The 21,374-nt window shown below is 33.7% G+C and carries 18 protein-coding genes; 17 read left to right on the forward strand and 1 reads right to left on the reverse strand.

The features are described from left to right. From DVK85_RS05320 to DVK85_RS05355, 8 genes are all read left to right on the forward strand, one after another. Window positions 1-1,482 (forward strand): GH3 family domain-containing protein, encoded by a 1,482-nt coding sequence (locus DVK85_RS05320; protein WP_114677440.1) that lies wholly within the window; start codon window positions 1-3, stop codon window positions 1,480-1,482. A 93-nt stretch (window positions 1,483-1,575) separates the two neighbouring features. Then, window positions 1,576-3,261, forward strand: a complete 1,686-nt coding sequence (locus tag DVK85_RS05325) for a DUF6909 family protein (protein ID WP_114677441.1) — start codon at window positions 1,576-1,578, stop codon at window positions 3,259-3,261. Between the two features lie 5 nt (window positions 3,262-3,266). Further along, window positions 3,267-4,265 (forward strand): hypothetical protein, encoded by a 999-nt coding sequence (locus DVK85_RS05330; RefSeq protein WP_114677442.1) that lies wholly within the window; start codon window positions 3,267-3,269, stop codon window positions 4,263-4,265. Further along, on the forward strand, window positions 4,258-5,274 hold the full coding sequence (gene rfbB, locus DVK85_RS05335; RefSeq protein WP_114677443.1) for a dTDP-glucose 4,6-dehydratase: 1,017 nt from the start codon (window positions 4,258-4,260) through the stop codon (window positions 5,272-5,274). The genes DVK85_RS05330 and rfbB overlap by 8 nt, the downstream gene beginning before the upstream one ends. A gap of 1 nt (window position 5,275) precedes the next feature. Then, window positions 5,276-6,136 carry a glucose-1-phosphate thymidylyltransferase RfbA gene (gene rfbA / locus DVK85_RS05340; RefSeq protein WP_114677444.1) on the forward strand — a complete coding sequence of 287 codons (861 nt, stop codon included), beginning with the start codon at window positions 5,276-5,278 and terminating at the stop codon, window positions 6,134-6,136. An 8-nt stretch (window positions 6,137-6,144) separates the two neighbouring features. Continuing rightward, entirely contained in the window at window positions 6,145-6,696 is a 552-nt protein-coding gene (gene rfbC / locus DVK85_RS05345; RefSeq protein ID WP_114677445.1) for a dTDP-4-dehydrorhamnose 3,5-epimerase, read from the forward strand. After that, complete coding sequence (rfbD, locus tag DVK85_RS05350; protein WP_114677446.1) at window positions 6,690-7,529, forward strand: dTDP-4-dehydrorhamnose reductase; 840 nt, start codon at window positions 6,690-6,692, stop codon at window positions 7,527-7,529. The genes rfbC and rfbD overlap by 7 nt, the downstream gene beginning before the upstream one ends. Further along, window positions 7,522-8,481, forward strand: coding sequence for a glycosyltransferase family 2 protein (locus DVK85_RS05355; protein ID WP_114677447.1), 960 nt, complete (start codon window positions 7,522-7,524; stop codon window positions 8,479-8,481). Before rfbD ends, DVK85_RS05355 begins: the two co-directional genes overlap by 8 nt. A 22-nt stretch (window positions 8,482-8,503) precedes the next feature. Here the strand turns inward: DVK85_RS05355 and DVK85_RS05360 are convergent, their stop codons facing one another. Next, window positions 8,504-9,985, reverse strand: a complete 1,482-nt coding sequence (locus DVK85_RS05360; RefSeq protein ID WP_114677448.1) for a glucosyltransferase domain-containing protein — start codon at window positions 9,983-9,985, stop codon at window positions 8,504-8,506. 199 nt (window positions 9,986-10,184) lie between these two features. Between DVK85_RS05360 and DVK85_RS05365 the strand changes: the two genes are divergently transcribed. The 9 genes from DVK85_RS05365 to DVK85_RS05405 all read left to right on the forward strand — a co-directional run bounded on the left by DVK85_RS05365 (window position 10,185) and on the right by DVK85_RS05405 (window position 21,351). Further along, on the forward strand, window positions 10,185-12,668 hold the full coding sequence (locus tag DVK85_RS05365) for a DUF6311 domain-containing protein (protein ID WP_127960552.1): 2,484 nt from the start codon (window positions 10,185-10,187) through the stop codon (window positions 12,666-12,668). Beyond that, on the forward strand, window positions 12,668-13,330 hold the full coding sequence (locus DVK85_RS05370; protein WP_114677450.1) for a class I SAM-dependent methyltransferase: 663 nt from the start codon (window positions 12,668-12,670) through the stop codon (window positions 13,328-13,330). Before DVK85_RS05365 ends, DVK85_RS05370 begins: the two co-directional genes overlap by 1 nt. A gap of 11 nt (window positions 13,331-13,341) precedes the next feature. Beyond that, on the forward strand, window positions 13,342-14,154 hold the full coding sequence (locus tag DVK85_RS05375) for a glycosyltransferase family 2 protein (RefSeq protein ID WP_114677451.1): 813 nt from the start codon (window positions 13,342-13,344) through the stop codon (window positions 14,152-14,154). Window positions 14,155-14,168: 14 nt separating this feature from the next. Next, the gene (locus DVK85_RS05380; RefSeq protein ID WP_114677452.1) at window positions 14,169-15,458 is read left to right on the forward strand and encodes an O-antigen ligase family protein; all 1,290 of its coding nucleotides are present in this window, start codon (window positions 14,169-14,171) and stop codon (window positions 15,456-15,458) included. Between the two features lies 1 nt (window position 15,459). Continuing rightward, complete coding sequence (locus tag DVK85_RS05385; protein WP_114677453.1) at window positions 15,460-16,557, forward strand: glycosyltransferase family 4 protein; 1,098 nt, start codon at window positions 15,460-15,462, stop codon at window positions 16,555-16,557. A gap of 77 nt (window positions 16,558-16,634) precedes the next feature. Next, window positions 16,635-17,747 carry a DUF1972 domain-containing protein gene (locus DVK85_RS05390; protein ID WP_114677454.1) on the forward strand — a complete coding sequence of 371 codons (1,113 nt, stop codon included), beginning with the start codon at window positions 16,635-16,637 and terminating at the stop codon, window positions 17,745-17,747. Further along, the gene (locus tag DVK85_RS05395; protein ID WP_114677455.1) at window positions 17,683-19,002 is read left to right on the forward strand and encodes an O-antigen ligase family protein; all 1,320 of its coding nucleotides are present in this window, start codon (window positions 17,683-17,685) and stop codon (window positions 19,000-19,002) included. Before DVK85_RS05390 ends, DVK85_RS05395 begins: the two co-directional genes overlap by 65 nt. Then, window positions 18,999-19,982: a UDP-glucuronic acid decarboxylase family protein gene (locus tag DVK85_RS05400; protein ID WP_114677456.1), complete on the forward strand. Its 984-nt coding sequence runs from the start codon at window positions 18,999-19,001 to the stop codon at window positions 19,980-19,982. Before DVK85_RS05395 ends, DVK85_RS05400 begins: the two co-directional genes overlap by 4 nt. A gap of 1 nt (window position 19,983) precedes the next feature. Then, on the forward strand, window positions 19,984-21,351 hold the full coding sequence (locus DVK85_RS05405; RefSeq protein WP_114677457.1) for an undecaprenyl-phosphate glucose phosphotransferase: 1,368 nt from the start codon (window positions 19,984-19,986) through the stop codon (window positions 21,349-21,351). The last annotated feature ends 23 nt before the right edge of the window (window positions 21,352-21,374 follow it).

The following is a 21,374-nucleotide window of genomic DNA, read 5'->3' on the forward strand; positions in this document are numbered from 1 at the left end:
ATGTCATTAAAATCATTTGCCGCAAAAATATTCGCGCACAAGGTGTATAACGATACACAAAAATGGGCAAATAACCCTGTAGCAACCCAGCAAAAGGTTTTCGAACAGTTGTTGGCAAAAGCTAAGGATACAGTTTTTGGTAAAGACCATGATTTTAATGCTATATATACCCATACCGATTTTACAGCTCGTGTACCTGTACGCGATTACGAAGATTTAAAACCCTATGTAGAACGTGTTGTAAAAGGCGAAGCTGATGTGCTATGGGTAGGTAAACCTATTTATTTTGCCAAAACATCGGGTACAACATCGGGGGCTAAATATATACCACTCACAAAGGAGTCGATGCCTTACCATATAGAGGCAGCGCGTAATGCTATATTACTCTACGTACACGAAACGGGGAAAGCCGATTTTGTAGACGGTAAAATGATATTTTTGCAAGGTAGCCCCATACTAGAAGAGAAAAACGGAATTAAGTTCGGTAGGCTTAGTGGTATTGTAGCGCATTATGTACCCGCTTACCTGCAACGTAACCGAATGCCAAGTTGGGAAACCAACACGATAGACGATTGGGAAACCAAAGTAGATGCAATAGTAGCCGAAACCTTTAACGAGGATATGAGCGTAATATCGGGCATACCATCTTGGGTGCAAATGTATTTTGAACGCTTACAGCAAAAAGGCAATAAAAAAGTAGGCGATATTTTTAAAAACTTTAGTCTGTTTATATACGGAGGAGTTAACTACGAACCCTACCGCGCTAAGTTTGAAAACCTCATTGGGCGCAAAGTAGATAGTATAGAACTTTTTCCTGCATCCGAAGGTTTTTTTGCCTATCAGGATAAACAAGGCGAAAAAGGGATGCTGCTGCTGCTCAACTCGGGTATTTTTTATGAGTTTATAAAATCGGATGAGTTTTTTACTGAAAATCCGAAACGTTATACTATAGGCGAAGTAGAACAAGGTGTAAATTATGTTTTGATTATTTCTACCAATGCAGGTTTATGGGCATACAATACTGGCGATACTGTAGCGTTTACTTCACTGCAGCCGTATAGGGTTATTGTTACAGGCAGGATAAAACATTATATATCGGCGTTTGGCGAGCATGTTATTGGTAAAGAAGTAGAGAGTGCACTTAACCAAGCGATGGAGGGTACAGATGTGCGCGTAAATGAGTTTACCGTAGCCCCTCAAATAAACCCCGATAGCGGATTGCCTTACCACGAATGGTTTATAGAATTTGAAAATGAACCGCAGGATATAAATACTTTTGCCTTAGCTATAGATAAAGCGATGCGTAAGCAAAATTTATATTATGATGACCTGATAGGGGGTAATATACTCCGCACAGTAGTAGTTACTAAAGTGAGCAAGAATGGTTTTCAGGAATACATGAAATCTATTGGTAAGTTGGGTGGTCAAAACAAGCTACCTCGACTAAGTAACGATAGGAAAATAGCCGATGTATTAAGGTAAGGTAAAACGTACCAATAAGTAATAGCGACACAGGTATTACTTTAATCAACTAAAATAAAAAATCCTACATTTGTGGGTAAAATAAGAAAAAGAATGAGCAGTACTAAAAATATATCACGCACAAGAGCACAAGAATCTTCTGCGGCAATAGAGCGACTTTACATAACTATGCGCCACCTTTTTAACCGTGGTTTTTATAAACCAATGGGTGTATCTGGCGAAACACTTAGAGAAGCATTATTGCAACTTCGCCCTGAGATATATGGTTCTATAGCTGATGAAAAAGCAGAGCTTAATGGATTGTTATATGTTATAGAGCGTTTGCCTATAGGTATAGAAGAATGTCGATTTGTTAACCTCACGTCAGATGAAGGCTATTCTAAATCACATTTTCAAACAATAGTACCACCTAAAAGGCGACGAAACTGTTATCGTATAGACGAAGAGCAGATGAATGTAGATATTACACGAGGACGGTCGGATATATATGATATACTTACGCACCTTACCTTTATATTTATAGAATCGCACAAAATAAGAACCCGTGTATTAATAGACGAATCGGGCGAGGTAACTCGCGATTGGCAAAAGCTAGAGCAGGTAATACTGCAAAACAAAAAACTAAATCTTGTAGAGCGCGAGATAGCGATATCGCACGTGTCTAATATACTCGGGCGCACCTTTGCAGAGGTTACCGATATTTATGATTCTTTTGGTAATGCTAATGTGCCAGATAGATTTTTGCACGTAGTTTATTGGTTAGGAAAACTAGCTATAGACGAGGCTTTGGGCGGACCAAAACGCACCATAACTTTTAGCCCTATATTACGCGAAAGATTAGGGCACCATATACATGGTGAAATATGGGCAGATAATATAAAGGCGGTACTAAAGCAAAACGGACTACTAGAAAGACCTATACACATTATAAGTGCTAATATGCACAGTGTTATGAACTCTATATTTGCACCCCATGTACTTAAAGCAAAGTATAAAGACACGTCAGATTTTACGATATATGAAGAACTAAGCAAGTCGGGTAATACTGATAGGGACAAAGTAGAAAAATTTGCGCTTAAAAACGGTATGATTGCTATGCCCGATGCATCAGGTACTAATATAGATGTACAAATATTTGACTCGGCAAAGATTGATTTTTCAAAGTCAGCATTTCCATCAGCACAGTTAGCAGAAGATAAACCCGTTATTATTGTAATGGATTATGCTTTTGGTGAGCAGGCTTATGAAACTATAGACGAGTTATTGAAACCTTATAAAGAAGATGCTGCTAAAACCTTACTTAATGTAGCGTCGGTTTCTATAATGGGTAAAGCAGGTATCTTAGAAGGTAATAAAGGCGACATCATGATACCTTCGGCACATATAAATGAAGGTACAGGCGATAACTACCCTTTTGAAAATGAATTAAATGCCGAAATGTTTGATGGTGGAGGTATACCAGTATATAGTGGCTCTATGGTAACAGTATTAGGTACTTCGCTTCAAAATAAAGACTTACTTAAATTCTTCCACGAATCTACTTGGGGCGTTATAGGGCTAGAGATGGAAGGTGCTTATTATCAAAAAGCCATACAATCGGCATCCAAAATCAGAAAAAGTATAAACCCCGATGTAAAAGTACGTTATGCTTACTATGCATCAGATAATCCACTAGAAACGGGCAGTACGTTGGCTTCGGGCGGATTGGGTACTACAGGTGTAAAACCTACCTACTTAATAACAATAAAAATTTTAGAACAACTTTTTAACTGTAAATAAAACCAATGGCAAACCAAACCCACAACTCCAACGAGGACTTAGATCTAGCATTGGTATCTGGTAAGATTAAAAAATATATAGGACGTATAAACGACTGGTTTTTTGACTGGATATTATTTTTAAAGCGTAATATTATATTAGTAGCAATAGTAATTATTGCTGGTGTAGCACTGGGCTATTATATGGATAGCAACGAAAAAATTTATGAGCAACGAATAGTTGTAATGCCCAATTTTGGGAGTATAGATTATTTATATGATAATATTGAGCTGATAAACGAAAAAATAAAAGAGAGTGATGGCGAGTTTTTAAGTAGTATTGGTTTTAATGGCGGAGCTGCAATAGGTGGTATTACAGTAAAACCTGTAATAGAGATATACGATTTTATTGATGATGAAGAAGATGAGCAGCAGAAAAAACTTCAGGTATTTAGACTTTTAGCAGAGAGTGATAATATAGAAGATGTAATGGAGGATATGCCTACTTCTAGAAACTATACTAAACACCTGATTACTATATATACTGCTGGTAATGCAAGCCATGAAGCAACTGTAGAGCCGTTAATGAAATACTTAAATCAAGATGCTTATTTTTTAAAGGTTAAGGAAGAATATACTAAGAGCCTTGAACAAGAAATTGTAGCTAATGATAGTACAATAAATAATATAGATGCTTTGCTAACAGGTTATTCTGTTAACGGTAGAAAGACTCCTGTGGGTAATCAAATGTACCATAGCGATAATACACAGCTGGATGAGGTTATAATCCTTAAAAATAAACTCATAAAGAAGCAAAATAAAAATAGGGTAAACCGTATAAACTATAGCAAAATTATTAAAGAAAATAGCGTAGTACTTAATGTTAAGCGAGATAACATTCTTGCCGGCAGAATGAAGCTAATAGTACCGTTTCTTCTTTTCTTCTTTATTTTTATGCCAATTGTATCGTTTATAAGTTACTACAAAAGGCAAATAAAAAAACGAAAAATGATTATCAATGAATAAAGCGATAGTAATAACAGGAGGAGCAGGATTTATAGGAGCAAATTTTATTGTGCATTTTCTTGCCGAAAACCCTGATTATTTTGTGGTAAACCTTGATTTGCTTACTTATGCAGGTACACTAGATAATCTTACAGAAATTGAGAATAACCCAAATTATAAGTTTGTAAAAGGAGATATTTGCGATAGACCTTTTTTACAAGAGTTATTTGCAACATATGATTTTAGAGGGGTAATACATTTTGCTGCGGAGTCGCATGTAGATAATTCTATTTCAGGACCAGAAGCCTTTATAAAAACCAATGTATTGGGTACTTTTAACTTGCTAGAAACCGCAAGACAACATTGGATGGATGCACCTAACGCGTATAAATCAGGATATGAAAATTGCCGTTTCCACCATATCTCTACTGATGAGGTATATGGTACACTAGGTGCCGAAGGCTTATTTACAGAGGAAACTCCTTATGCACCGAATAGTCCTTACAGTGCTTCAAAAGCATCATCTGACATGGTAGTACGAAGCTATTTTCATACTTATGGGATGAATGTAGTTACTACTAACTGTTCTAATAACTATGGACCAAAACAGCATCAAGAAAAGCTAATACCTACTATTATAAGGAAAGCCATATCAGGAGAAAATATTCCTATTTATGGCGATGGTAAAAATGTGCGCGACTGGTTATATGTGTTAGACCATTGTACAGGTATAGAGCTTGCTTATAAAAATGGTAAGGCAGGCGAAACCTACAACATAGGTGGAAGAAACGAGCGCAATAATTTATATATTGCTAACAAGATATGTGAACTGCTCGATACAATGCAGCCAAAAGCAGAAGGTAGTTATAAAGATCAAATTACATTTGTGACAGACAGACCAGGGCACGATTTGCGCTATGCGATAGATGCTACTAAAATAGAGAATGAATTAGGCTGGAAAGCCGCCGAAAATTTTGAAACAGGAATTGTAAAAACCATAGAATGGTATTTACAGAAACTAACAAAATAACATGAAAGGAATAATATTAGCCGGAGGTTCAGGTACAAGACTACATCCACTTACGCTTGCCGTAAGTAAGCAGTTAATGCCTATTTATGATAAACCGATGATATACTACCCATTATCTACCCTTATGTGGGCAGGTATTAGGGAAATACTTATTATATCTACCCCACACGATTTACCGTTGTTCCGTCATCTTTTAGGCGATGGTAGTAAACTAGGGTGTCGTTTTGAGTATGCCGTTCAGGAGCACCCTAACGGGCTTGCAGAGGCATTCGTTATCGGTAAAGAATTTGTAGGTAACGATAAGGTAGCGCTAATACTGGGCGACAATATATTTTATGGTACAGGTCTTGGCGATTTACTGCAAAGCAATAACAATCCCGAAGGCGGTATTATTTATGCCTACCATGTACACGACCCTGAGCGTTATGGTGTGGTAGATTTTGATAAAGAGGGTAATGCACTATCTATAGAAGAAAAGCCAGAGAAACCAAAGTCGAACTTTGCCGTACCAGGCATTTATTTTTATGATAATGATGTCCTTGATATTGCAGCTAATATAAAACCAAGCCATAGAGGTGAACTAGAAATTACTGATGTAAACAAGGAATACTTGAAGCGTGGTAATCTTAAGGTTAGTATACTAGATAGAGGTACAGCTTGGTTAGATACAGGTACATTTAACTCATTAATGCAAGCAGGGCAGTTCGTACAAGTAATAGAAGAACGCCAAGGGCTTAAAATAGGGGCTATAGAAGAAGCTGCCTATAAAATGGGATATATAAATAAAGAAGAACTTACAGCACTTGCAGAGCCGTTATTAAAAAGTGGTTATGGAACACATTTGCTAAGTATAATAGAATAAAAGAAAAGATGGCAGCTATACCAACCAAACTGGAAGGATGTTTTATTATTGAGCCAAACGTGATACCTGATGAGCGTGGCTATTTTATGGAAAGCTATAATGAGAAACGTTTTGAAGCTGAAACAGGAGCTAAAGTACATTTTGTGCAAGACAATCAGTCGTTTTCTACACGAGGAGTATTGCGTGGGTTACATTATCAAACAGGAGAACACGCACAAGCAAAACTGGTAAGAGTATTGCAAGGCGAAGTGCTAGATGTAGCGGTAGATGTTCGTCCTGGTTCGCCAACTTATGGGCAGCATGTAGCAGTATTGCTTTCAGCAGAAAATAATAGACAACTTTTTGTACCGCGTGGTTTTGCACATGGCTTTTTAGTTGTGAGCGAAACAGCTACCTTCTTTTATAAATGTGATAATTTTTATAATAAAGAGTCTGAAGGTGGTATTATGTATAACGATGCTATTATTGATATAGACTGGGGTATGGAAGCATCGGAGCTTATTATATCACAAAAAGACACCATATTACCTAATCTTGAAAATGCAAGACCCATATGGTAGTACTAGTAACAGGAGCATCGGGTCAGCTAGGTCAGGCATTGCAGGCAATAGCGTCACAGTATAATACAATACAGTTCCACTTTGCTACTTCGGCAGAGGTCGACATTACAAGTAAAGAAAATTTGGAAGCAATATTCGGCATTATAAAGCCGAATTTTTGTATTAATGCAGCAGCTTATACTGCTGTAGATAAAGCCGAAAGCGAGCCCGAAAAAGCACATTTGGTAAATGTTATAGGTGCAAAAAACCTTGCAGAAGTTTGCAAAGAGCATAACACTACGTTAATACACGTTTCAACTGATTTTGTATTTGATGGCAGTAAAGATACACCTTATACTGAGGAGGATGAAACCAACCCTCAGGGTGTATATGGACTAACTAAAAGACAAGGAGAACAAGAAATAGAAAAGACATTAAATCCTCATTATATCATTAGGACTTCATGGCTGTACTCAGAATATGGAAATAACTTTATGAAAACCATGATTAGGTTGGGTAAAGAAAGAGATTCGCTAAGTGTGGTAAACGACCAAACAGGAACGCCTACTAATGCTAACGACCTTGCCGATGCCTTATTAAAGATTATAGCAAGTGGTAAGCACGAGTATGGTATATATCATTACAGTAACGAGGGTGTTGCTACTTGGTATGATTTTGCCAAAAAAATATTTGAAGTTAATAATATTACCATAGATTTAAAACCAATTACTACTGAACAATATCCTACTCCGGCTAAAAGACCCGTTTATAGTGTAATGGATAAGAGCAAAATAAAACATGCTTTTGGAATTGATATAAAACAATGGGAAGATAGTTTACAACCTTATGAATAATAATATAGATATATCTATTATAGTGCCTCTATATAATGAAGAAGAGGTTTTTTCGCTTTTAATAGAAAGACTTACTAATGTTATAGACTCATGTAAGTTTAATTGTGAGGTTATATTAGTTAATGATGGCAGTAGCGATGATACAGCCCAATTAATTGAGGGTATCTGCAAGAAAAACCCTCGCTTTACAGGGGTGTTACTCTCTCGTAATCATGGGCATCAACTTGCAGTTACAGCGGGTATGGCACACGTGAGGGGTAAAAAAGGGGCTATGATAATTGATGGTGACTTACAAGACCCTCCTGAGTTAGTAAAAGAATTTTATGAGCTGCTTAATGATGGATATGATGTTATTTATGCCATTAGGAAAAACCGAAAAGAAAGCCTTTTAAAACGTATAGCTTATAAGTACTATTACAGATTGCAAAAGCGTATATCTAGCTTTAATATTCCTATTGATAGTGGCGATTTTTCGATGCTAAGCCGAAGGGTAGTAGATGCTATGAATGCTATGCCAGAGCAAAGTCGTTATCTAAGGGGTATGCGCGCTTGGGTGGGGTATAAGCAAATAGGCTATGAGTATGATAGAGATGAAAGACAGGAAGGAGAGTCTAAATATGGTTGGAGAAAATTGTTTGAACTTGCTTTTAATGGTATTTTTAATTTTAGTGATTTTCCTGTACGAATGATAGCAAAAGTGGGGTTAGTAACCATATTACTTTCTATTTGTTATTTACTTTATATACTATTCCGCAAAGTTTTTTTTGGCGATGTACCAGAGGGTTTTACAGCTACTATTGCTGCAATTATACTTTTTAGTGGTGTGCAATTACTTTCTTTAGGCTTAATAGGCGAATATGTATTACGTATATACAATCAGGTAAGAAATAGACCTTTGTATGTTGTAGATAAACTAATTCAAGAGGGAATAGAAAAAGCAGATAATAATTAACCGCTTTTTTTATTTAATGTTCTTATTCAACCCATAATTTTGCCCCTTTTTTATCACCTAGTTTTACAATGATTACATCATCAATACGTTTAATATAACCACTTTTTGGCCATGTAGGCATTGAATTGATAGAGTCCTTAATTTTAGTATAGGTTTCTTTATTATCAATTTTACGATAAGAGGCAACATCACTGAATTTCATAAAACTGATAATTCTATCATTACTACCACCATCCCATATAAAAAAAGAGCCTCCAAATATTTCAGAATTTGGTAATCTAAACTTTTCATGCTCACCATATGGCAAACTTCCAAAGAAATAAACGTACTCAGAAGTAGGGTCAAAATTAGGATATTTAGCTCGGATTGAGTTATCTATATTTCTAGCAATATTTATATCGTGATTATATAATTTATGGTTTGACCAAAATAACATTGTTATGAAATAGATATTGGTCAGCATAATTAAAGAGGAAAAAATCAATGATATTTTTGCTTTTTTAATCATTGATAGAAAGCTCACAATTATAAAAGCAAAAACAATACCCTCAGTTACATATATTCTTGGAGGGTTATAACCACTTGTAATAAAAAAAGATATTATAAAAGGTATAACCATCATTAAAAGTAGTAGAAAAGATCTAATAGGGCGGTTTTTTCTCTCACCAAAGAAAAGATTAATTATAAGAAGTACGCATATTATAGATGATATTAAAAAAGTTTTATTTCCATAATAACTACTCCCTTTAATATTTGCTATCCATATTTCATAAAAATTAACGAAAAGATTTTTATCTCCTTGTGTATAATTGGCAAGGAATCCACTACCATCACCATTTGGACATATAATTTTTACGGATATGAAATATAAGATTACAGAGGTAATCATCAATCCAATAAACAGGAGCCCTTTTTTAAATTCAGTTTTAAAATTATAGTTTTCAGAAGATGTATTTTGAAATAAAATAATGATATATATAATTATAGGAATGAAAGCTAATGCTTGATAAAGCGCAATAACGAACATGAAAAATAATGAAGAAAAAGTAAAATAGCTGGCAGACTTTAAGTTTAAAGAACCCTCTAATGACTTAATGAAAAATTTAATTGATAATGCAGATGTTAAAAACCCTAAAGCAACAACATCTGCCTGCATTGTAAATACAAGTTGATAAGCCATTTGTGGAAAAGTTAAAAATAAACCACAAAAAATATAACCCATCAGATTGTTTAAACGAAATAGTTGTGCTATTTCAACAGCAGATAAACTAAGTAATATTAATGAAAGTAAGAGTGTGAAATAAGGTATTATTCCTTCAAAAATATGGTATCTTAATATGTTAGTCCCCCATCTTCCTAGCGCCAAAGAAGTATCAGGAAGAAAGACTTGTTCACTATCAATGGTAAGCGAAAAATTAGTTAGTGCAAATCCATAGGCAATAAAAGAAATAACAATGGAAAAAAATAGTAATTTAAAATACTCGGATGAAATTGTTTTGCTCATTTTTCTAAAAAAAATATGTATAAAGATAATTTTTTTCGTGAAACGTTAATAATTTTTTAGTTGTAATTAAATGGACTGATATAAATAGAACATACATTTATAAAAGTGATCATTCTGAATCTATGAGATAGATAAATATAGCTATATTTGTATGATAAGATGCAAAAAGAGAAGCCTGATAAAACCAAAGATAATTTTTATGCATAAGAATTTAGAAGCTTTGTTTGTGGATAAAAAATGGATTACTGAAGGTTTAACATTTGTATTAATTATACTTATTTTTAATTATACTTATGGGTTAGAGATTATAGCCCCTTCAAACATAAACTGGCTTCTTTCTATCAGGCACGATTGGGGGCAGCATTATTTAGGCTGGGCTTTTTATAGAAATGAACCATGGACGTTTCCTTTAGGCGAGATGCAATCAGTTATTTATCCTACAGGCACTAATGTTGGCTATTGGGATACTGCACCAGGTGTAGCCATTTTTTTTAAATTGCTAAATCCTATTTTGCCCGATACATTTCAATATTTAGGAGGTTGGCTATTGCTTTGTCATCTATTAACAGGATACTTTACTATAAAAATATTGAGGTTATATAATATAAAATGGTTTTATATTGTATTTTTTGCTGTATTGATAGGCTTTAACCCTGTTTTGGTTTACAGGATGATGCACCCTGCTCTTTGTTCTCATTTCTTTATTTTGGCATCTTTATATTTATACTTAAAACCAGCTAATGCTCAAAATGTTGATAGGATAAATAAGCAACAGTTATTATTAATTGTGTTAAGTGCAGCAATTAATCCCTATATCTGTTTTATGGTTTCTGGTTTTAATTTTCTTGTTCCGTTTAAGCATTGCCGTTATGACAAGTTAATATCCGTAAAGAGATTTTTAGCATACCTTTCTATTTCTGCACTATCCGTAGTGTTAGTTTGGTATAGTATAGGGATGATTAGCTTTGGAGGTGATACTAGCTTAGGAGTTTCTAAGGGATATGGTCTTTATGGTTTTAATCTTAACTCACTTACAAACTCTTTTGGGTTCTCTACTATTTTTCCTAAGCAGGCATTGGTTACTGATCATCAGTATGAAGGGTTTATGTATTTAGGATTAGGTTTCATGTTGCTTATTGGTATAGCATCCATTCTTTTTATTATAATAGGAAAACCAATAAGGTTTATAAAGAAAAATAAATTTATTTTACCACTATTCATACTTTGCTTGTTTGTAACTGTTTTTGCTATAACGCATATAGTTACTTACAATGACACTGTGTTATTTGAATATTATACACCTAAAATAATCAGGATAATAGGAGGTGTTTTTAGGGCAACAGGAAGATTTATGTGGATACCTTATTACATAGTAATACTGTTTTTTATAATTATTTTCTTGAGAACGAAATTACCCGATTGGTTTAAGTCTGTTTTTATACTTATTATAGTGGGAGCACAGGCTTATGATCTTCAAAACCTTTATACACCTAGAAATTTTCCTTATGGTGATTATGACAGCCCTTTAATAGAAGAGAGATGGAATGCTATAATTCCAGTTTTTGATGCTATGATAACTTACCCATCATTCGATAATCATTTGCTTAACGCAATGGATTATCAGGATTTATGCTTCATGGCATTAAAAAATCATAAACCAATAAGTACAGGGTATTCTGCAAGAGAAAATTATAAAGGGAATAAAAAGTATACCGAATCATTAACAGCATCACTAAAAGCGGGTAATTTTTCTTCAGGTGAACTTTATATTACAACTTCTAAACATTTAGATGCCTTTAGTACTCTTTTACAGAATAATAAAGTAACGGTAGAGTATATAGATGGTTATTATATACTTTATGACAAAGAAAAAGTAAATAAAATAAAGTTTAAACGTGAAGCATCTGTATTTTATAAAACCGATTTGAAAGATGTATCTAGCAATACTAAATTTGTTAGAGTGCAGGACATTGATACTATACATAACAGCAGATTAAAATTTAAACTTAATCGGCTTATCACAAACCAGAGTAGTATTACTCTAGAAGGGAGTACATTTATAGAAAATGAGATTAAAAATAAAAATGATTCTGTTTTTGTAACTATTTCAGATGGTAGTCAAATATTCATTACTCAAACAAAACAGAATACAGATACTTCTGATAAAGAAAGATTAAGTTTTTCATCTTTTATACTTGTAAATAATTTCTTACAAGATAACCTAATACTTGGTATAGCGATAAAAAAACATTCGGGCATATGGGTACATAATAGTATAGGGAAGTTATCGGAGATCAAAAAAACTATTAAATCAATTAAAAAGGATAAATTACCGTCTCAAAAAGCTCAAATTGGGGTTATTGATTATCTTACTGAAGAAGATGATACTTTAGAATTTTATGGTTGGACTGCTTTTAAAGATATAGATGCTACTGATAGTGAAGTAGAGGTCGTTTTTATGGATAATGACAATATATATGTATATCCTAGTACAGTTGTAAACAGGTTTGATGTTACTGAGGCATATAAAAGAGAATACGACTATAATAATTCTGGTTTTAGAGCATTAATTAATAAGAAGGATATACCGCAGGGTAACTATAAAATAGGTTTATTAGTGCGTAATAAATCTACTAATGATGAGTCGTTAATGATGACAGACAAAACTTTTATAAAACAATAATGAATTACAGCGATAAAACATCGAGCTATTATGCTAATATAAGGCATGATCTTATAAGCCTGATAAGTAAAAAAGAAGGCGGATTAAAAGTTTTAGAAATTGGTGCAGCCTATGGCGAAACGTTACATTTTTTAAAAGAACAAGGAATTGCAGCAGAGGCTGTAGGTGTAGAGCTTTATGAAGATGTTAAGAACAAAGAAAACTACAAGCCATTGGATAGGTTTATATTTGCCAACATAGAGGAAACAGATTTCCCTGAGTATGAGGGTTACTTTGATATTATCCTGTTGCCCGATGTGTTAGAACATTTAGTAGAACCAAAAAAGGTACTTGCAAAAGTGAAAAAATACCTTAACCCAGATGGTGAGTTATTAGTAAGTATGCCTAATATCAGGCATTATTCGGCGATAAAGAAGATTGTGTTTAAAGGCGATTTCAGGTATGAAGAGAGTGGTATATTCGATTATACCCATATGCGGTTTTATTGCAGGAAAAACATAAAGGAGCTTTTGGAAAATTCCGGCTTTGCAGTACAGTATAGCGAAAGCTCTATTAAGAATTATAAAGGCAAATCAGGGGTTAAAATAATTAATAAATTAACATTCGGATTATTTGAGGAGTTTTTTTCAACGCAATATTTTTTTAGTTCAAAAATAAAATAGTATTCAGTCAAATGAAAATAGAACTCTCTATTATAATAGTTAACTACAATGGGTTAAAATACCTTAAAGAGTGTTTCGATTCGCTGTACAAAACACTTGAGGGTATAGCTTATGAAATTATTGTTATAGATAATAAATCTAGCGACAATAGTTGTGCTTACATTCGCGAAAATTATCCTGATATAAAACTTATAGAAAGCCCTGATAATCTTGGTTTTGGTAAAGGTAATAACGAAGCAGTAAAACAGGCACAAGGCGATTATTTGTTACTTATAAATAACGATACTATAGTGCTAGATAATTTAGCACCTGTATTGGACTATGTGAAGGCTGACGATACCATAGGAGCATTGGCTATAAAAATGCTGAATGGTAGTAGAGAGTATGCTACAGCAGTAGGTAAGTTCCCCGATTTTGGCTCAATGCTAAAGCTAAAGAACCTAAGCAAAGCAGGAAACGATATAGAAACAGGTAATTTCTCTAAAGAAGCCTATGAAGTTGACTGGCTTAGTGGCTCATTCTTAATGATGCCTAAAAAAGTGTATGATGAAATAGGAGGCTTTGATGAAGATTATTTTATGTATGTGGAAGACGTAGATTTGAGCCGAAGGGTATACTACAAGGGCTACAAGCGCGTTTTTCTACCACAATATAGTTATATACATTTTGTGGGTTTTAATAAAGCCAGGAATCCCCTATTGATAAAAGGGTTTAAAATGTATATTACTAAACACTATAGTGGTGTAAAACGAATAAACCTTAAGTTTGCATTAGCAATAAATGCGTTAGTAAAACGCTTAAAGAGTACCTTTACACTGGACTAAAATAATATTAATACGTGATAGAAGCGCAAAATACAAACGATAAAATAAAAGCAAAAAAAGTATATGCACCTATTTTTGTGCTATTACTGTTATTGCAGTTATACTTACCATCGTTTAAGATTAATATAGTAGTACAGGTTGCTGCATTATTATTTTTTTGCTTTGCGGAAAGCAAGATTTTAATATCAAAAAAATTCTTAGGACAGTTTACATCTGTTTTTCTCTTGTTAATACTGGGTTTTATAGGCACATTACTTCATAAATACCGTGCTTTTAATATTATTAAAGATCTTTTTCATTTTATAAAACCTGCCGTAGGTATTCTTATAGGTTATCTCTTTTTCCGTAAGATGAATGATTTTAGCCTATTTATAAAAACAATTGTTATTGCAAGTGTTTTATCGGCATTTATACACCTCTATATAGTATTCTTTATAACAGATTTTTTTAGTGGTCAAATTTCAAATATCAGGCTTTATACAAAAGATAATTTCTTAGAGTTGTTTGCCATTTTCTTTTTAGTTTTTTATAAAAAATATGAAGGTAAACAGCTATTTAGCAACTACTTGTTTAGATATTTTTCACTTGGAATAATATCATTATCATGTATATTATACTTTTCTCGAACCATGATAGTAATAGCAATTTTACTACTGGTAACAATATATGGCTATACTAAGATTACTAAAAAGAGTTTAGTACTGGCGAGCATAGGTGTTGTTTTACTTTCATTACTATTTGTATATCTTAATAATGCTAATATAAGGAGAGACAAAGAGGGTATAGAGGGCTTTTTATATAAAATTAAAATGGCTCCAGGAGAGATATTTGTGGGTAATATAAACCGTGAAAACCATGCTGATTTATGGGATCATTGGCGGGCTTATGAAGCAAAAAGGGCTTATGCCTTAATGGAAGAAAATCCATCTTCATTTGTGGTAGGTACAGGGCATGGGTCACTAGTTAATTTAAAATTTTTCGTTCCTGTACCTGACAATTTAAAAGGAATGAAATATGTTTCGGAATTGCATAATGGTTATATGTACGTTTTTTATAAAATAGGGGCGATAGGTATTTTGTTATACTTATTCATCTTGCTTAGATGGTATAGTTATATTTATAAGAGAAATACAATGGTAAATATGCTAGTATCTGCTATTGGCACCATATACCTGTTTTCTTCAATAACAATTACAGGAATATTTAATGGTCGCGATATAATAATCTTTATACTAGGAGCAGCTTTATATTATTCAGAATCTGCGGCAAAGACTAAGGCAGAAGTGCAAGAAATTCAACAGTAAAATGAATACCAGAAAACAACTGCGCATATTTGTAGATTGTCATGTTTTTGATGGTGGCTTTCAGGGAACTACTACTTACCTGAAGGGCATTTATGGCGAGTTAATTAAAGATGAAACAAAACAGTTTTATTTGGCAGCATTTGATGTTGAAAATTTGCAAAAGGTTTTTGGTACTGCTAAAAATGTACACTACGTTCGCTATGCATCACACGGAAAGTTTTATCGTTTGCTTATAGATATTCCGAGAATTATTAAAAGAAATGATATTGATTTTGCTCACTTTCAATATATCACACCACCTTTTAAATATTGTAAGTATATTAATACCATACACGACCTTCTTTTTTTAGATTACCCCCAATATTTTCCGTTAACATACAGGTTAGTTAAAGGATTTCTTTTCCGATATAGCGCAAAATTATCTGACTTGGTTGTAACTGTTTCTCCATACTCAAAAGCTCAAATAGAAAACCATTATAAAATTCAGAATGTAATTGTTACTCCTAATGCGGTAGATGCTGCCTTTTTTGAAAAGTATGATAAAAAGACCATTCATGATACCGTTACCAAGAAATATGCTATTAATGACTATTTGCTTTTTGTAAGCCGTTGGGAACCAAGAAAAAACCATGATATGTTGCTTAAAGTTTTTGTAGAGCAAGAATACTATAAAAACTATAGTTTGGTATTTGTAGGGCAACCTGCTATTGCTAACCCCCAGTTTGATGTTTTATACCAATCTCTACCTGCCGAAGTTAGTGCCAAAATACTGATACTTAATAAAGTTAGTTTTGATGATTTATTGCAGTTAATAAGAGGTGCTAATGTATGTCTATACCCCTCTAAAGCCGAAGGTTTTGGCATACCACCATTAGAGTCGGCAGCAGCAGGAGTAGCTACCGCCTGTTCATCTGCAACTGCTATGGCTGATTTCGATTTCTTTGGCAATACACTTTTTGACCCCGACTCTGAAGGAGCAATGCACATTGCTATACAAAATGCTTTATCTAATACAAATACTCAGGAAATAAGCGATATAATCAGGCAAAAATACGATTGGAAAAAATCGGCATATATACTAAACAGTTATATAAAATAATAGGCTCTATTATGTTTGAATAGATTTTTTCATATACAAATTAAAGCCTATTTTTACGTCCTTGAAAAAGAACTTTAATGAAGATTGCTATATTAGGAACAAGGGGTGTGCCCAATTACTACGGAGGCTTTGAGCAATTTGCTGAATTTTTCTCGGTTTACCTAGTCGAAAAGGGGCATGAGGTATATGTTTATAACTCGCATAATCATCCCTATCAGGAAAAAAAATTCAACGGTGTAAATATCATTCACTGCTATGATCCTGAATATAAAATGGGTACGGCTGGGCAGTTTGTTTACGATTATAATTGCATAAAGGATAGCCAAAAACGTAATTTTGATATTATACTACAGCTGGGCTATACCAGTAATTCGGTATGGTATTTTATGCTACCTAAAGAGGCTATAATTATTACTAATATGGACGGGCTAGAGTGGAAACGCTCTAAATACTCAAAACCAGTGCAGCAGTTTTTGAAATTTGCTGAAAGGCTTGCTGCTGTTAAAAGCGATTACCTTGTAGCCGACTCGCTAGGGATACAGGAATCGTTGAAAAGATTGTATGGAAAAGAATCAGAATACATAGCTTACGGTGCAACTACCTTTACTAACCCAAACGAAGCTATATTAAACGAGTATGATGTAAAGAAGCATGGCTATAATATGGTTATGGCGCGCTTTGAGCCCGAAAATAATATTGATATGGTACTGGAAGGGGTAGCAAAAACGAATGATAACGTTCCTATACTTGTAGTGGGTAATTATAAGACCAAGCATGGTAATTATCTTATAGAAAAGTATAAATCGTACAAAAACATAAGGTTTATAGGGGGGCTTTACAACTTAGAGCATCTTAATAATTTACGATTGTTTTCTAAAATTTATTTCCACGGGCACTCCGTAGGCGGTACAAACCCGTCGTTGCTCGAAGCAATGGCATCGGGTGCGCTTATAGCAGCTCACAATAATGCCTTTAATAGAGGCGTTTTACAAGACAATGCTTTTTATTTCTCTAATCCTGATGAGGTTACTCACTTACTGCAACATTTAGATAAAGAGGAAAATAAAGCGATTATAGAAAATAATATACAAGCAATAGAAAACGACTTTAACTGGGAGAAAATAAATGGCAAATATTTACAATTTTTCGAGGCATGCTTTACTAAAAAGAATAGGACTCACGCCAGGTAAAAAAATGCTTATTTTTTTCATTTCGGCAGCGATATTAACCATACCGCTTAGTTATGTTTATAACAGTGTTACCCTTATTCTTTTTGTATTATATACCTTTCTTTCTTATAGTAAGCAAAATATAAAATTGCGGTTACCGCTGTTACCGTTATTATTGCTTTTTTTGCTCATGGTGCTATCGTTAGTATGGTCGGTAGATTTTAACAGTACCCTCAAGGCGCTTAGTAGAGAGGCACCCTTGCTATTTATACCAATAGCCTTTTGTTTTAACCAGCCACTTTCGCGCAAAGCAGTAACCAAAATACTCGAAAACTATAGTTTAGGTATTATATTGTTTGGTATTATACTTTTGGGCAGGGCAGTTATGCGTTATAGCGATACAGGAAGTATAGATGTTTTCTTTTATCATGAACTTGCCACTAACGATGTTAATGCTATATACCTATCAGTACTAGTATCTATGGCATTGATGTATTTTTTGTGTAAGAAAAGAAAAACATTTTGGGGCTATAGTGTATTATTGTTCTTACTTGTTTTTCTGTTTTTACTTTCTTCTAAAGTAATTATTATTACTAATGTACTGCTTATAGCGATTTACTATATTTTCTATTCAGGCATGAAAGTAAGAGGGCGAGTTGTAGCTATACTATTACTTTGTATAATGGCAGGAGGGCTTGGTTATTACGGAAAAATTAATGAACGTATAGCAGCCGAGTTTACTAATAATAAACAACAAGATGAAGCAGCAGGCGGTGTGCATTATGTTACCCTAAAGGAGGCTTGGTCAAGAAATGATTTTAATGGTAATGATTATCTTAACGGAACATCGTTTAGGTTATATCAAATAAGAATATTTACTGAAATGCTAAAAGAAGACCCTGTGCTCTTTACAGGCTATGGTCTTAATGCTTCTTGTAATAAAGTAGAAGAACAGGGTATAGAACACAATTTAATACATGGCGATAAAGACGGCATGGTTTATAACAAACTTAATTTTCATAACCAATATGTACAAACGTTTGCCGATTTAGGTATTTTTGGTTTTTTGATTGTTATAGTAATGTTATTTATAAACCTTAAAAATGGGCTTACTAAGAAAGATTTTATACATATTGCTTTCGCAATTGTTATGATAAGTTTATTTTTGACGGAATCATTTTTGTGGCGACAAAGAGGGGTAGTTTTCTTTACTATGTTCTACTGTATTTTCAATACAGCTTTGTTACCAGGAACTTCTGATAAAAAAAAGATATGAAAAGAATACTTATAACTGGTGCTGCAGGTTTTTTAGGCTCGCACCTTTGCGACAGGTTTATTAAAGAAGGTTACTATGTGATAGGTATGGATAACCTTATAACGGGCGATCTTAAAAACATACAACATCTTTTTAAATTAGAAAACTTTGAGTTCTATCATCATGATGTTACTAAGTTTGTAAACATTCCTGATAAGCTCGATTATATATTGCATTTTGCATCGCCAGCAAGCCCTATAGATTATTTAAAGATACCAATTCAAACATTAAAAGTTGGTTCTTTAGGAACACATAATTTACTTGGACTGGCAAGAGTAAAAGGTGCAAGAATACTTATAGCATCGACATCCGAAGTATATGGAGACCCTTTAGTACACCCGCAAACCGAAGATTATTATGGTAATGTAAATACCATAGGTCCAAGAGGAGTTTATGACGAAGCTAAGCGTTTTCAGGAGTCTATAACTATGGCATACCATACTTTTCATAACGTAGATGTAAGAATAGTAAGGATATTTAATACTTATGGTCCTCGCATGAGGCTGAACGATGGTAGGGTAATACCAGCATTTATAGGGCAGGCACTTAGAGGAGAAGATTTAACAGTGTTTGGCGATGGTATGCAAACACGTTCTTTTTGTTATGTAGATGACCAAGTAGAGGGTATATACAGGCTTTTAAATTCAGATTATGTATATCCTGTAAACATTGGTAACCCTGATGAGATAACGATTAAAGATTTTGCTGAAGAGATTATTAAACTTACAGGTACAGACCAAAAGATAGTCTATGAGCCGCTTCCTAAAGATGACCCTTTACAACGCCAACCCAATATTACCAGAGCTAAAGAAATATTAGGCTGGGAACCAAAAGTAGGACGCGAAGAAGGTATGAAAATAACCTATGATTATTTTAAATCGTTGTCTAATGAAGAGCTGCTAAAAGAAGAACATAAAGATTTTTCAGGATTTATACATTAAGATGATTTCATTTGGAAAGGGCAGATACTCAAAATATTTAAGACCAATTAGTATATCTTTTGATGTACTGGTTATTAGCATAGCATATCGCTTTTTTTTAAGCGAACTTAACGTAAATGACATACACTTTACAGCCTATCAAATAGTTTGCTGGTCTATTATATCTTATTTTTTAGGATTTTATGAGGTGTATCGTTACACTACTGCTGTGCAAATATTCTCTAAATTATTCCGACAGGGCATACTTTTCCTGTTGGCAATTATTGCGTTTTTCCCTTTTGCGAAACAAACTATTTTTAGCGGGCAAGCCTTGGCAGAATATATGGTTGTTGCATTTATAGCCATTATATCGTTTAAATTTTTATTATTTTATTATTTAAAGAAGTACAGAATATCTACAGGAAGTAATAAAAGAAATGCGATTATAGTAGGCTTTACTCCTCAGGCAATAAACCTTAGAGAATTGTTTGATTCGAGAGCCGATTATGGATATAATTTTTACGGCTATTTTTCAGATAAGAAAGAAAATGAACAAATAGTAGGACGGGTAAACGATATAAAAGATTTTACATTAATTAATAATATCGACGATATATATTGCTCTATGAATGAGCTGGACAACCTACAAATGAAAGACCTTGTAGAGTTTGCAGAGGTTAATGATAAAACCATTAAATTTATACCAGACACAAAACATATATTTTCTAAAAATTTACGGATAGATTATTATGAGTTTTTCCCAGTATTATCGCTACGTAAAACACCATTGCACGAGCCAATAGCCATGATAGTAAAGAGGGTATTTGATATAGTGTTTTCTTTATTTGTAATTGTTTTTATACTCTCATGGTTTACTCCTTTAATGGCATTATTGATAAAGCTAGAATCTAAAGGACCTGTTTTTTTTCTGCAAAGTCGTCCTGGTATAAAAGAAAAAGAATTCTTTTGCTACAAGTTTCGTTCTATGCAAATTAATAAGACTACAGAGCAATCAGTAGTGAAAAATGACCCAAGGGTAACACGTGTTGGTAAAATTATCAGGAAAACAAGCCTTGACGAAATGCCCCAGTTTTTAAACGTACTTAAGGGTGAAATGTCGGTAGTAGGACCTCGACCAAATTTATGGTCTCAGAATAGATTATACAGTTCACGAATAAAAAAATATGGTATACGCCACTATGTAAAACCTGGTATTACAGGGCTTGCCCAAGTAAAAGGCTATAGAGGTGAGATAAGTACTGATGAAGATATGATAAACCGTATAAAGTATGACGTGTTTTATATAGAAAACTGGTCGCTTATACTAGATTTAAAAATTATACTTCAAACGGTTACCAATATAATAATAGGCGACGAAAAAGCATATTAACTACTAAGTAAGAACAACACACA

The organism is Flavobacterium arcticum (genome assembly GCF_003344925.1).
GTDB lineage: Bacteria > Bacteroidota > Bacteroidia > Flavobacteriales > Flavobacteriaceae > Flavobacterium > Flavobacterium arcticum.